At 75.1% G+C, this 13,611-nt stretch carries 10 protein-coding genes; 4 read left to right on the top strand and 6 right to left on the bottom strand.

Annotated features, from left to right (window positions below; genetic code table 11):
• Both AB0A97_RS13500 and AB0A97_RS13495 read right to left on the bottom strand, forming a co-directional pair.
• Nucleotides 1–1,992 carry a sialidase family protein gene (locus AB0A97_RS13500; RefSeq protein ID WP_361148495.1) on the bottom strand — a complete coding sequence of 664 codons (1,992 nt, stop codon included), beginning with the start codon at nucleotides 1,990–1,992 and terminating at the stop codon, nucleotides 1–3.
• Nucleotides 1,993–2,249: 257 nt separating this feature from the next.
• Nucleotides 2,250–3,191, bottom strand: coding sequence for a zinc-binding dehydrogenase (locus AB0A97_RS13495; protein WP_361148824.1), 942 nt, complete (start codon nucleotides 3,189–3,191; stop codon nucleotides 2,250–2,252).
• Between the two features lie 135 nt (nucleotides 3,192–3,326).
• On the opposite strand from AB0A97_RS13495, the gene AB0A97_RS13490 reads away from it, so the two are divergent.
• On the top strand, nucleotides 3,327–3,797 hold the full coding sequence (locus AB0A97_RS13490; RefSeq protein ID WP_361148493.1) for a MarR family winged helix-turn-helix transcriptional regulator: 471 nt from the start codon (nucleotides 3,327–3,329) through the stop codon (nucleotides 3,795–3,797).
• A 43-nt stretch (nucleotides 3,798–3,840) separates the two neighbouring features.
• Here AB0A97_RS13490 and fdhD read toward each other — a convergent pair whose 3' ends face one another.
• Together fdhD and AB0A97_RS13480 are read right to left on the bottom strand one after the other, a co-directional pair.
• A complete protein-coding gene (gene fdhD / locus AB0A97_RS13485; protein ID WP_361148491.1) occupies nucleotides 3,841–4,695 on the bottom strand; it encodes a formate dehydrogenase accessory sulfurtransferase FdhD in 855 nt (284 codons plus the stop codon).
• A 213-nt stretch (nucleotides 4,696–4,908) separates the two neighbouring features.
• Complete coding sequence (locus AB0A97_RS13480) at nucleotides 4,909–6,135, bottom strand: FAD-dependent monooxygenase (protein WP_361148489.1); 1,227 nt, start codon at nucleotides 6,133–6,135, stop codon at nucleotides 4,909–4,911.
• Nucleotides 6,136–6,418: 283 nt separating this feature from the next.
• Here AB0A97_RS13480 and AB0A97_RS13475 point away from each other — a divergent pair, with 283 nt between their 5' ends.
• Both AB0A97_RS13475 and AB0A97_RS13470 read left to right on the top strand, forming a co-directional pair.
• Entirely contained in the window at nucleotides 6,419–7,096 is a 678-nt protein-coding gene (locus AB0A97_RS13475) for a GntR family transcriptional regulator (protein WP_361148487.1), read from the top strand.
• Nucleotides 7,097–7,619: 523 nt separating this feature from the next.
• Nucleotides 7,620–7,772 carry a hypothetical protein gene (locus AB0A97_RS13470; RefSeq protein ID WP_361148485.1) on the top strand — a complete coding sequence of 51 codons (153 nt, stop codon included), beginning with the start codon at nucleotides 7,620–7,622 and terminating at the stop codon, nucleotides 7,770–7,772.
• A 36-nt stretch (nucleotides 7,773–7,808) separates the two neighbouring features.
• Here the strand turns inward: AB0A97_RS13470 and AB0A97_RS13465 are convergent, their stop codons facing one another.
• The gene (locus tag AB0A97_RS13465) at nucleotides 7,809–8,666 is read right to left on the bottom strand and encodes a hypothetical protein (RefSeq protein ID WP_361148483.1); all 858 of its coding nucleotides are present in this window, start codon (nucleotides 8,664–8,666) and stop codon (nucleotides 7,809–7,811) included.
• Nucleotides 8,667–9,039: 373 nt separating this feature from the next.
• Here AB0A97_RS13465 and AB0A97_RS13460 point away from each other — a divergent pair, with 373 nt between their 5' ends.
• Nucleotides 9,040–9,951, top strand: coding sequence for a siderophore-interacting protein (locus tag AB0A97_RS13460; RefSeq protein ID WP_361148481.1), 912 nt, complete (start codon nucleotides 9,040–9,042; stop codon nucleotides 9,949–9,951).
• 18 nt (nucleotides 9,952–9,969) lie between these two features.
• Here AB0A97_RS13460 and AB0A97_RS13455 read toward each other — a convergent pair whose 3' ends face one another.
• A complete protein-coding gene (locus AB0A97_RS13455) occupies nucleotides 9,970–13,500 on the bottom strand; it encodes a BTAD domain-containing putative transcriptional regulator (protein WP_361148479.1) in 3,531 nt (1,176 codons plus the stop codon).
• Between the last annotated feature and the right edge of the window lie 111 nt (nucleotides 13,501–13,611).

The raw sequence follows: 13,611 nt of genomic DNA, 5'->3' as shown, positions 1-13,611 counted from the left end.
TCAGTGATACTCGTCCACGCGGTCCAGCGGCAGATTCAGGACCACGGGGCCAGGGACGCGCGCGTTGTCCCGGCGTACACGTGCCAGCTCGTCGTCGTCCAACGCGCGCCCGTAGACCCGCACTTCGTCCAGATCGCCGGAGAGCTGGGAACGGCTGTCCGCCTTCTGCCCCGCGTGGACACCGAAGACCGAGGTGCGGCTCACGGAGCCCGGCACGTCGGGGACCGTGCGGGTCTCGGCGCCGTCGACGGTGAGCGTCAGCCGCCCGCCGGTGCGCCGCAGCGCCAAGTGGTGCCACGCGCCGTCGTTGTACGCGGCGGTGGCGGCGACCTCGGCGGTGGCGGGCGGCCGGGCGCCGTCGAGCGCGGTGATGTGGGCGACGACCCGGTTACGGGCGGGGTCGCCGCGCAGCGCCACCTGTGGACTGCGGCTGCCCACCCCGCCCATCCACAGGAAGGGCTGCTCACCGGAGGCGGCGCGGTGGCGGAACCAGAGGCTGCACGTGAAGTCGCCGCTGCCGAGGGGCAGCGAGCGGCGGAAGGGCAGTCGTACGGCGTCGTCCCGGCCGTCGAAGGAGAGCCCGTAGCCGAAGCGTCCGGCGGTCGGCCGGGCGCCGCCCAGGACGAGCGCCGCGCGGGCGTGCCGCCCGAGGTCGGGTGTCGTCGGATCGGGCGCGCGGCGCGGGCCGAGCCAGCCGTCGGTGAAGCGCGCGAAGCGGATCTCGTCGCGGGCGTCGGCCGCGCCGCCCTCGTACAGCAGACCGGTCAGGCCGGGCGCGACGGACACCAGGTCGGAGTAGCCGGACCAGTCGGTGGTGACCCGGGCGCCCCGGTCCACACCTTCCCAGGTGCGGCCCTCGTCGTAGGAGGAGCGGACGGTCATGGTGCGGCGGCGGTCCGGGTCGGCGGGCGCGGCGAGCAGCGTACGGCCCGTCTTGCCGGGGCCGCGGGCCGGCAGCCGTAGCACCGAGCCCTGCACCATCGGCGCGTACAGGCCGGGCAGGGTGCGGAAGGGCCGGGTGAAGGTCTCGCCACCGTCGTGGCTGACGGCCGCCGTGCGGTGGCCGAGGTCGGTGCCGTCCTGCTCGCGTGCGTTGACGTGGACCGAGCCGTCGGAACGTTCCAGCAGGCTCATCTCGGACGGCTTCTGGCGGAACGTGCCGTCGGCGGCGATCGGGTAGCTGTCCACGGCGCCGACGCGCCAGTTGTCACCGCCGTCGTCGCTGAGCATCAGCGCCGCGTGGTTGGCGGTGATCCGGCCGCCCGCGTAGCTCTCGGCGTTGACGGTGAAGACCAGGCGCCCGGCGTGCCGGCCCCGGGCGAGCTGGACGCCGTGCACGGGGCCGGTGGCGTACCAGGAGTTCCATCCGGCGGGCCGGAGTTCGGCGGTCAGGTCGCGTGGCGTGGACCAGGTCGCGCCGTCGTCGTCGCTGTACTGGAGGTGCGGGGTGCGATCGCAGGGCACGCCGCAGTTCGCGGCGTCGGGGCGGCCCTTGTTGTAGGTCTCCGCGAGCAGGATGCGGCCGGTCTCGCGGTCGACGACGGGGGCGGGGTTGCCGTGGGTGTCCCCGCCGCCCTCGTTGACGATCTGGAGGGGACCCCAGGTGCGGCCGCCGTCGGTGGAGCGTTTCAGTACGAGGTCTATGTCGCCGGCGTCGCCGCAGTCGCGCACCCGGCCTTCGGCGAAGGCCAGCAGGGTGCCGTCGGCGGACCGGACGATCGCCGGGATGCGGAAGCACGCGTAGCCGTGCTCCTGGGACGCCTTGAACAGCACCTGCTGCTCGAAGCCGGTGGCGGGGGAGGCGGCGCCGGAAGCGGTGGCGGGCGCCGCCGGGCGGGCCTGGGCGGTGGCCACCGGGACGAGGACGGCGGCCGCCGTGGCGAGCGCGGCCAGGGTGCGGACCCGGGGCCGGTGGCCGCCGTGGGCGGGACCACCGGCCCCGGTGGCGGGTCTGCGGCGGTGGTCGTCGTGGGCGCGGAACGGTGACGTCATGATCCGACCTGCCCTTCGAGGCATCGGCGAGGCGTCGGGGAACCGGGGAGGAGGGGAGAGGAGCCATGCGACCTGAGATGTCCGGCCTGTGCCGGACATCCGACGTAGGACGTCCCATGTCTGCTCTCCGGTGCGCAGGAAGCTACTGGGCCCCCGGCACCGCCACAAGCCACACGCGGCGGTTCTTCGCACCCGGCCGGATTTCCCCCGTCCGTACCATGGCGGGCACATCAGTACGGGCCTTGTCACGGGGCCGCTCAGGGGATCAGTACGACTTTGCCGAGGTTGGCGCGGGCCTCGATGATCTCGTGCGCGCGAGCCGCTTCGGCCAGCGGAACCCGGGCGTGCACGGCGGCCCGCAGGCGCCCGGCGAAGAAGTGGTCCCACAGCTCGGCGCCGTGCCGCGCGTACAGCTCCGGGCGGGTGGCGGCGAACCGCGCCATGGTGAGGCCGGTGATCGTCTTCGAGCCCGCGAGGAGGTCGTAGGCCGGGACCGTGCCGCCGCCCGAGGCGAAGAACGCCAGCCGCCCGCCCGGCGCGAGGGCCGCCACCGCGCGCGGCAGCAGCTCCCCGCCGACGCCGTCCAGGACGATGTCGACGGGCTCGCCCCAGGACGCTTCCTCGTACGTCACGACCTCGTCGGCGCCGAGCCCGTACAGGAAGTCCGCCTTCGCGGCGGAGCCGACGGCCGCCACCACCCGCGGCACGCCCCGCAGCTTGGCCAGTTGCACCGCCAGGTGCCCGGTGGCGCCGGCCGCGCCCGTGATCAGTACCGACTCCCCGTCGGCCGGGGCGGCGGTGGCCAGCGCCGCGAGCGCGACCTGTCCGCCGCGTACCAGTGCGACGGCGTCCACGCTGGACGCGGCGTCCGGTATACGGGCGGCCATCGCGGCGGGCACGGTGGCCGCCTCGGTGTACGAGCCGGTGAAGGAGAGCGAGGTGACGCGGTCGCCGGCCGTGAAACCGGTGACGTCCGGGCCCAGGCCGACGACCTCGCCGGCCACCTCGCCGCCGAGTACGGCGGGCAACGGTACGCCCCCGCCGTTCCCGTCACCGCGTGTCCGGCGGACGGACGGCAGGGTCACGCCGATGGCCTCCGTACGGACGAGCAGCTCGCCGGGGCCCGGCTCGGGTGCCCGGGTCTCTTCGACACGCAGGACTTCGGGTCCGCCGTAGGTATGGAAACGGACTCGCCGCACGGGCACCTCCGGGAGGGTGGGCGCGGCCGGACGCCGCGCAGGGGCGGTCGCCCGGGGCGTCCGGGAACCGTTGGGCGCCCCAACGGTAACAGTGATTGTTGGGTGGCCCAATGGTTTTACGGATAGGGTGATCCCGTGCCAGAGACTCCGTACGCCCCCTCCCGCATCCGCTCCCTCCCCAGTTGGCTGCTCGGCCGGGCGGCGGCCCGTGGCCACCGCCTCGTCGCGGAAGCGCTGGCCGAGGAGGGGATGCGGATGACGCACCACGCGGTGCTCTCGGCCGTCGGCGAACTGGGGCCCGTCTCCCAGGCCGAACTGGGCCGCAGTGTGGGCATCGACCCCAAGGACATGGTCGCGGTCGTCAACGACCTGCAGGCCGACGGGCTGGTGACGCGCACCCCCGACCCTGAGGACCGGCGCAAGAACGCCGTCGAGATCTCCGCGGCGGGGGAGCGCCGGCTCCGGCGTACGGAGGAACTGGGCGACCGGGCCAACGACGAGCTGACCGCGGGCCTCACCCCCGCCGAACGGGAGCAACTGATGGCGCTGCTGGCGCGCATCGTGGAGCCGGGGGCGGGGGCGAAGGAGGGATCGGGGGCGGGCTGACGCCGTGTCCTGGCCTGCGCCTCGCTCTCGGACCCTCCCGCTCTCAGGTCCGCCCCGCCGCCGCGCCCAGCGCGAGCCGTTCCTCGCCCGCGTACACGTTCATCGACGTCCCCCGCAGGAACCCCACCAGCGTCAGACCGCTCTCGACGGCCAGGTCGACGGCGAGGGAGGACGGCGCGGAGACGGCTGCGAGGGCCGGGATGCCCGCCATGACCGCTTTCTGTACGAGTTCGAACGACGCCCGGCCCGAGACCATCAGCACGGTGTCCCGCAGCGGCAGCCGGCCCTCCTGGAGGGCGCGGCCGACGACCTTGTCGACGGCGTTGTGGCGGCCCACGTCCTCGCGGACGTCGAGGAGTTCGCCGTCGGAGTCGAAGAGCGCGGCGGCGTGCAGCCCGCCGGTCCGGTCGAACACGCGCTGCGCGGCCCGCAGTCGGCCGGGGAGGGCGGACAGGGTCGCGGGCGTGATGCGGGCCGCGGCGTCGGCGGGCGGGTCCAGGCGCCAGCGGGCGGACGTGCGGACCGCGTCCAGGCTCGCCTTGCCGCACAGGCCGCAGGACGACGTCGTGTAGACGTTGCGCTCCAGGGAGATGTCGGGGACGGGGACACCGGGCGCGAGCTGCACGTCCACCACGTTGTACGTGTTCGACCCGTCCTCGGTGGCGCCCGCGCAGTACACGATGTTCGCCAGCTCCCCGGCGTTCCCCAGCACGCCCTCGCTGACGAGGAAGCCCGCGGCCAGCGCGAAGTCGTCGCCCGGTGTGCGCATCGTGACGGCGAGCGGCCGGCCGCCGAGGCGGATCTCCAGCGGCTCCTCGCCGACGAGGGTGTCCGGGCGCGTGCTCACGGCGCCGTCGCGGATGCGGATGACGCGGCGTCGCTCGGTGACCCGTCCCATGTCTGATCAGTCCCGTCCGTCCTGGTGCGCCGGCCCGTGGCAGCGGGCCGGTCTCGGCGGTTCCATTGTCCGGTACGCGTTCGGCTGCCCGTACGGGGTTCGCCGTCCGCTGTACGAGCCCGCCGCCCGCCGCCGGTGCGTACGCGCCCCACTCCGCCGCCAATGTGTACGCGCCCCGCCGCCCGCGGCCGGTGCGTACGCGTCCCGCTGCCCCTACCGCTTCGTCCCGCGCGCCACGGGCCTGTTCGCTCCCCGCAGTGCGCGCCCGCCGAACGCGGCCGCGCCCGCGCCGGCCCACAGCGCGTCCAACTGCGCCTGACCCACCGTCCGCCAGTCGGTGCTCCGCAGGACGAGGGCCTCGCCCAGCCGGCGGCCCAGCTCCATCATCGAGACTCCTACGGGACCGCGCGCGGCCTCGTACGCGGCGGACACCTCGGACCAGGTGGTCGCGGCGGCGAACGCCGTCTCCAGCGCGATGGCGTCCTGAAGGGCCTTCACCGCGCCGCTGCCGGTGTGCGGCCGGGCGACCGTGGCCGCGTCACCGGCGAGCAGCAGACGGCCCGCGGCGTAGTGGGGCGCCGTGAAGTCGTACAGCGGCTGGATGAACAGCTCCTCGGGCCGGGTCAGCCGGAGCAGGCCGCCCCAATAGGGCGGCAGGAGTTCCCCGGTGACCTGTGCGAAGCAGGCGTGCAGCGCCTCGCTGAGGGTGCCGGGCGGCAGGCTGGTGGGGGTGTCCAGGCCGAGGGCGGTGCCCGGCGGCGGGACGGCGTACAGCACCCAGTTGGCGCGGTGGCCCCCGGTGCCGTCCGGAATGCGGTAGATGACGGCGTGACCGCGGGGAAAGACGGCGAAGACGCAGTCCTCGACCGGCCAGGCGTCGTCCGGGTCCGGGCCGAGCGCGGCCAGCCGCTCGGCGGGGAACGCGCCGCGCCAGGCGAGGTATCCGGCGTACGCGGGCCGTATGTCGGGGAAGGCGGCGCCGCGCACCACGGAGCGGTAGCCGTCCGCGCCGACGACCAGGTCGGCGTGGTGGGCGCTGCCGTCCTCAAGGCGCACCGCGGCGCCGTCGGGTGAGGTCTCGACCGTACGGACCGGGCTGTCACCGCGGAACACGGCGGTCTCGGGCATCCGGGCGCGCAGCTCGCGCCAGAGCGGCCCCCAGTTGTACGTACGGAACGGGAAGGGCAGTTCACCCACCGGCCGGCCGAGCGGCAGTTCACCGTCGCGCGTGTACCAGCGGCGACGGCAGAGCTGTAGCCACGGGATGCCGGTGTCCAGGTAGCCCGCCGACGCCAGCTCCGCGTAGCGGTCGTTGTGCACGGCCAGCCCGGCGCCGCGGTCCGCCAGGTGACCGGCGGCCCGTTCGTACACCGTGACCTCCGCCGCGCCGCCCCGGTGTGCGGCGAGTGCGGCGGCGCAACCGGCGATGCTGCCGCCCACGACGGCGACCGTTCCTCCGTGCATCGGCAACCCGCTTCGCTCGGCGGCTCCGAGAGCAAGCGGAGCCGCGGTGGATCGAGGGTGTGGAGACGGGCGTAGTTTCTCAGGAAGCGCCGGTGTCCGGGATGACGGTGGTCGGCGGTGGCTGAACGTGGCGGCTGTGCGAGTGACCTGCGCGGGGGCCGCTGCGGTCGGTAGACTGTAGACGATAACCAATCGCGCGTCCGCAGCACGGACGCCCGCGCGGGAACACCGTCCCGGCCGCGTCACGGAGGGGTACTCGATGCTGTCCACAGGGCTGCCGCAGGGCGCCGTACCGAAGCTGGAACGCCCCGGACCGCTGCGCGAGCGCGTCTACGAAGCGCTTCTCGAACTGATCACCACGCGCACGCTGCGCCCCGGCCAGCACCTGGTCGAGAGCGAGCTGGCGGGGCACCTCGGGGTCTCCCGGCAGCCGGTCCGCGAGGCGCTCCAGCGGCTCAACACCGAGGGCTGGGTCGATCTGCGCCCGGCGCAGGGCGCGTTCGTGCACGAGCCCACCGAGGAGGAGGCCGACCAACTGTTCACCGTACGGACGCTGCTGGAGGCGGAGGCCGCCCGGCTCGCCGCCGCCAACGCAGGGTCGGCGGGCATCGCGGAGCTGGAAGCGCTGTGCGACAAGGGTGAACAGGCGGTACGGGACGACGCGGTGGAGACCGCGGTCGCCACCAACGCGGAGTTCCACGCCAAGGTGATGGAGCTGGCCGGCAACGCCGTACTGGCCGGTCTGGCGGCGCAGGTCGGGCGACGGGTGCGCTGGTACTACACGCCCGTCGCCCGGCAGCGCGGCAAACAGTCCTGGGCCGAGCACCGGGAGCTGATCGCGGCGATCACCGACCGGGACGAGGCACGGGCGTCCGCCGTCATGCGGGCGCACACCGAGCACACCCGGCGTACGTACCACGAGCGCGACCGGGACTGACGGCGGAGCCGAGGCACTCAGCCCGCCGGCTGGGCCGCTTCGGCCGCCTTGGTCGCCTCGTCGGCCTCGTCCGTCTCGTCGGCCGAGACGGCCCGCCCGCCGCCGGACACCTACTCGACGAGCCTGCCCTGCGCCCGCAGAAACCTCTGCGTCAGAGACAGCGCGGCGTCGTCCGCATGGTGCAGCGCGGCGGTCAGGGTCCTGCTGCCGTCGAGCGTGCTGCCCATGGCGACCGGGTCCTGCTGCCCGACCGGCTTGTGCGGTCCTGGACCGGCTCACCGGCCTCGGCTCCGGCCCGACTACGCGGCCGCTCAGCGGGAGGCGCTGGTGCTGGCCCGGGCGCTTGGTCCGGAGCCCGTCGACAGCCTTCTGCCCCGGCTCGAACTCCTCCTCGACGATCCCGGACACGTCGAGCTGACCCGGCGCGGCGGGGACGCGCGGTCCTGGGAGCCGGACGACCCGCGGACCGGGGAACCCACCCGCGCTGACCGGCGAACTGCTGGCCGACCGCGCGCGGCTGACGATGCCGGCCGGCTTCGGGAACCAGTCCGACGCCGCCGCACGGTACGGGCTGGTCAACCGGCACGGTGAGGACCAGGCCCCGCCCATCGCCCGGTTGAACACGCTGATCGAGGCGAACCTCCGCGCGGTCGGCGTCGGCGTCCCGTGGCGGTGACGCCCCGTCAGGCCGCCACCGCCACGGACAGCGGGCTCAGTCGGACGCCATCTGGTGCAGCGGGCCCATGGCCACGTCGTTCACCGGGTCGACGGCCGTGTCACTGACCGGGCGGGGCGCGACGTGCGACGCCTGGCCCTGGGAGGTACCCGGCGCCTGCTTCCGAGGGGCGGCCGGCGTCTGCTTCTGGGCGGTGCCCGGTGCCTGCTTCTGGGCGGTGCCGGTGGTCCCGGGTGACGTGCCGGCGGCTGCCGGTGCGGCGAGCCGGACCGTACCGTCCCCGTCGAACACCCGCTGGCCCGCGGCGAGCGGCGAACGCCCCTGGAACGCGCCGCGGAAGGCGCCGACACCACGCTCGGTCAGGGTGAAGGGAAACTGCGCACGCACCTGTCCGCCGCCCACCTTGACCCGGTTGCGGTCCACGCGGAACGCCAGGAAGTCGGTCCGGTGCGCCTTGGAACCGCCCACGTTCGCGGTGACGCGCGAGGTGGCGAGGTCCGCCCGCAGGGAGTCGACCTTCAGATGGCGCTTGTCCTTGCGTACGAAGTCGAAGCCGCCCCTGAAGGTGAGGTGCCCGGAGGTGAAACGGGGGTCGAACGCGCCGCCCGCGACGGGCGCGGACACGCACCGCCGCCCGGTCGGGCCGGTGAGCTTGGCCGGGGCGATCGCCGTGAGGCGGATCCCGGCCGTGGCGAGCGCGCGGGTGGCGCCGGGGGTGAGGCAGAAGTCGGCGGTGCCGGTCCCCACCCGCACCGACGCGTCCCGGGGTGCCTGCGGCGCGGCGTGTGCGGGGGAGGCGGCGAGGGCGGTTCCGGCGCCCAGGGCGGCGGCGAGGGCCATGACGCCCGCCGCGGCGAAGGGGTGCGGGCGGCGGCGGTCCGTGGGCAGGGGCATGGTGTGGGGTTCCGTTCTCGTGCGGGATCTCGTGCGGGACGGCTGTCAGCAGACCTATTGACGGTGGAGCGCCCCCTGTGACGGCCCTGCCGGCGAATCACCCGGATAGCTGGGCCGCGCGCGGCACGCGGGACCGGCTTTCCGTGCGGGGGGGCGTCGTACACGCCCGTACGTGCCCGTGCACGCCCGTACGTGCCCGTGCACGCCCGTACGTGCCCGTGCACGCCCGTACGTGCCCGTGCACGCCCGCACATGCCCGTGCAGGTGAGCTGTAGGCGGCGTGTCGGCGGTGGCTGCGACGGTCGTGTCCTCCCTGTCCCGCACAGCGCGCCACCGCCGCAGTCGGCCGGTGGCCCGCCTCTCAGGAGAAGTGATGCAGCAGCAGACTCCCCGGCCGGAACGCCTCCCCGTCCGATACCTCCAGGTCACCGCGGTCCGACGGCTCTCGCCGCACCTGGCCAGGATCACCTTCGGCGGCCCCGGCCTCGCCGGATTCCGCCTGGACGGGCCGGACCAGCAGGTGAAGCTCTACTTTCCCCGGCACGGTCAGCGCGCCCCGCGGCTCCCGGAACCGTCGGCCGACGGCGACCTGATGCGGTGGTACCAGGCGTTCCGGACGATCCCCGAGGACGAACGGCCGTGGATGCGCAGCTACACCGTCCGCGCGCACCACCCCGGGGACGGCACGATCGACATCGACTTCGTGCTGCACAGTACGGACACGGCGAGGGGACCGGCGACCCGCTGGGCGCACCGCGCGGCGCCGGGCGACACGCTCGGCATGTTCGGCCCGTCGGCGTACTTCGCCCGTCCGGTCCCGCTCGGCACGGCCGACTGGATGCTGCTCGCCGGGGACGAGAGCGCGCTGCCGGCCATCGGCACCCTGGCCGAGTGGCTGCCCGAAGGCGCCCGCGCGGTGGCGTACATCGAGGTGCCGGACGCGGCGGACGAGCAGACCTTCGACACCCGCGGGGACCTGACCGTGCACTGGCTGCACCGGGGTACGGGCCCGGGTCCGGCACCGGGTACGGGTCCGGCCGGGCCGGGTGAGCGGCTGGTCGAGGCGGTGCGCGGGGCCCGGTTCCCGGTGGGGTCGGTGTTCGCCTGGCTCGCCGGGGAGGCGGGCGCGGTCCGCGCGCTGCGCAGGCATCTCGTCGAGGACCGCGGCCTGGGCAGGCGGGACATCGACTTCACCGGTTACTGGCGGCGCGCGCTGACCCAGGACGACGCGCCGACGGAAGCCGACCTGGCCGATGCGCGGGAACGGTCGGCCGACGCGCGGTAGGGCAGGCGGCGCCGCCCGTCAGACGAGGGCGGCGGCTTCATGCACCGTGAGGCCGCCGCCCTCGGCGTGGGCGCGCCGGTACGCGTCAGTGCCCAGCGCGGCACGCAGTGCCGCCTCGGCCTGTTGCCGGATCCGGGCCTCGGCCTCGGGCGGCAGCGGCCGGAGTCCGAAACCGTCGGCGCCGGTGGCGTGCCGGTCGTACGCCCCCAGCAGGCGGGCCCCGTCCTCGGCCGCGCCCGAGTGGGCCATGGACCACCCGCCGCAGAGCAACTGATGGGCCAGCAACTGCGGAGCCACCAAGGGCGCGAGGTCGGCGAGTTGCCGTACGGCCCGGCGCACGTGCTCGCGCGCCCGTACGAACTCCCCGTCGAGACAGTCCAGCCAGCCGTGCAGCCCGGTCACCATGCCGGTGAAGAGGGCCGGAGTGCCGGTGGTGAACGCCTGCTCGGCCTCCCGCAACTGCTCCCGGGCGAGGCCGGTGCGCCCGGTCCGGCCGTAGTGCCGGGCCAGCAGCGGCCGCGCCGTGCTGAGCGTTTCGCCGGCGGAGGGCCGGGACTCGGCCACGGCTTCCAGCAGCAGCCGCTCGGCCTCCCGTGCCCGGAGCGGGAGGGGAACGTCGGCTGCCACGGAGTTGCCGCTCTCCACGGCGTTGCCGACCTCCGCACCTGCCCTGTACGTGTCGTCCCTCCCGTACGTGCCTTCCAGTCGTACGGCCGCCAGCCTCGCCTTGAACTCCGGCACCTGCACGTCCGCCCCGATCCGGGCGGAAAACTCCATGGCGCGCTCGAAGTCCGCGTCCGCCAGTGCGTACTGCCCGCGCCGCTCGTACGTGTCGCCGCGCGCGGAGAGGGCCTCGGCCGTACCCCACAGGTCCCCGGCCGCCTCGAAGAGCGCCAGCGCTTCCTCCGCGTCGCGCGCCGACCGGTCCAGCTCGCCCGGCCGCCCGCCGAGCACCTTGGTGCGCAGCAGCAGGGCCAGGCCCAGGTCCCAGCCGTCCCCCGACTCCCGGCAGTGCCGCACCACGGCGTCGACGGTCTCTTCGAGCCCCGCGAACCCGCCGGCCATCAGCCGGGCGAAGAACCACATGACGCCCGGCTGCCGCACGGTCTGCGGCAGTCCCGGCCGGTACGCGGCCACCACCGACTCCGGCCGCACCGTCGCGGACGGCCCGGTCGGCCCGGCTCGGTCGCTGCTGCTCGCCAGCACCAGCAGCCGGACGCCACGCCGTGCCTCGCGCAGCCGCTCGCCCGTCCACGGCGGAGGGACCGCCGTGCACCGCTCCGCCAGTGGCCCGGCGGGCCGCACGGGGTCCGCGAAGGGGTCGGGGCCGAGGCCCGCGACGGCGGCGGCCCAGTGCCGGGCGTCCGCCTGGTGGTTGCGCAACTGCCAGAACCAGCTCATGGACAGCGCCAGGCACAGTCCTTCCTGCTCCTCGGCCAGGGCGACCGCCGTACGCAGCGCGGCCCGTACGTTGGCGTGCTCGGTCTCGAAGCGCTCCAGCCACACCGCCTGGCCCGGCCCGCGCAGCTCGGGCTCCCCGGTCCGGGCCAGTTCCCGGTACGCCGTCAGGTGCCGCCGCTCCACGGCCGCCCGCTCCCCGGCCTCCGTCAGCCGCTCCCCGGCGTACTCGGCGACCGTTTCGAGCAGCCGGTAACGCATCCCGCGCGGACTCTCGGGGGTGGCGGTGACCAGGGACTTGTCGACCAGGGAGGTGAGTACGGGCAGCACGTCGGCGGGGGAGTGGGGGCCGTCGGCCGGGGCGGGGACGGCACACACGTCCTCCGCCTCCGTCGCCTCGCAGCCGCCGGAGAAGACGGACAGGCGGCGCAGCACCGCGCGCTCGTCGGCCGTGAGCAGGTCCCAGGACCAGTCCACCACGGCGCGCAGCGTCTGCTGCCGGGGCAGGGACGTCCGGCTGCCGCCGGTCAGCAGCCGGAACCGGTCGTCCAGCCGTTCCACGATCTGACGCGGCGTCAGGGCGCGCAGCCGTGCGGCCGCCAGTTCGACGGCGAGCGGCAGCCCGTCCAGCCTGCGGCAGACCTCGGCGCACGCGGCCGGATCGTCCTCGGTACGGAATCCGGGGCGCGCGGCGGCGCCCCGCTCGCCCAGCAACCGGAGCGCGGCCTGCGGCGGCAGCGGCTCGACGGGGCGTACCGACTCGCCGGGGACACCGAGCGGTTCTCGGCTGGTGGCCAGCACCGTCACGCCCGGGCAGTGGGTCAGTACGGTGTCGGCCAGTTCGGCAGCCGCGTCGATCACGTGCTCGCAGTTGTCGAGCACCAGCACCATACGCCGCTGCCCGCAGTACTCCACGAGCTGGCCGAGCGGGACCGCCGGGCTCCCGGAGGCGCGCAGGCTGTCGGCGCCCGGCGCCCGTACCTGTGTGGTCCGGCCGCCGAGCGCGGTCAGTACGGCCTCGGGCACGTTCTTCCCGTCCCGTACGGAGGCCAGCTCGGCGACCCGGATGCCGTCGGGCCACCGTTCGCCCCGCGTGCCGGCGGCGTCCGCGGCCTCCAGGGCCAGGCGGGTCTTTCCGACGCCGCCCGCGCCCAGCAGCGTCACGAGGCGTTGCTCGGTCAACTCGCGGGTGAGGGAGATCAGTTCGTCGGCGCGCCCCACGAAGGAGGTGAGCCGGGCGCGGAGACGGCCGGGCGGTGCGGGGGTGGTGGGAGCCGGTGCGGTGGGTGGTGCTGGGGTGAAGGGGACTGGTGCGGTGGGTGGTTCTGTGGTGGATGGAGCCGGTGCGGCGGGCGGTTTCATGGTGACGAGGGCTGGTGCGGCGGCGGGAGCCGGTGCGGTGGGCGGTTCCATGGTCCCGGCCAGCAGGTGTGCGTGGAGGGCGCGCAGTTCGGTGCCGGGGTCGGCGCCCAGCCGCTCCGCGAGTCCCGTCCGTACTTCCTCGTACGCCTGCAGCGCCTCGGCCTGCCGCCCCGCCGCCCACAGGGCCCGGATGTGCAGGGCCTGCAAGGGCTCGTCCAGGGGTTCCGCCGTGGCCAGCGACGCCAGTTCGGCCAGTGTGTCCGCCGCCCGGCCCAGCGCCACCTCGGCCGCCAGCCGGATGCGGCGGGCCTCGCCGTGCCGCCGTTCGGCCCGTACGGCGAGCGGATCGCTGTCCCTCCCCGGCAGGTCCGCCAGGGCAGGGCCCTGCCACAGCGCCAGCGCCTCGTGCAGCAGCGCGGCCGCCCGCGCGGGGTCGCCGTCGCGCAGCGCGGCGGTGCCGTCCGCCGTCAGCCGTTCGAAGTGGAAGAGGTCGATGCTGTCCGGCCCGGCCGCCAGCGCGTACCCGCCGGGCGACGAGGTGACCGCCGGCCCGCCGAGAGCCCGGCGCAGCCGGCCGACCAGGGCCTGGAGCGCCGCCGGGGCGTCCGCGGGCGGTTCCGCGTCCTCGCCCCATACCTGGGCGATCAGCCGGTCCGCCGGTACGGGCCGCCCGCCGCCCGCCGCGAGCGCGGCCAGCAGGGCACGGAGTCGCGCCCCCTTCACGGGCGCTTCGGTGCCGTCGGGGCGGCGCGCCTGAGTGGCGCCGAGCACGCGGTAGCGGTAGTTCACCGGCCCATTCTCCCCGGACCGCCGCCGGCCGGTGGCGGCGGGAGCTGTGCGGGGCTTTGTCCTCACACAGGAGAAAGTCTGTGGCGATCCTGTCCCTACTTCTTCCCCGCC

The organism is Streptomyces sp. NPDC045470 (assembly GCF_040646595.1).
Lineage (GTDB): Bacteria > Actinomycetota > Actinomycetes > Streptomycetales > Streptomycetaceae > Streptomyces.
The sequence above is the reverse complement of the archived record's forward strand: the minus strand, read 5'-3'. Positions and strand labels throughout refer to the sequence as shown.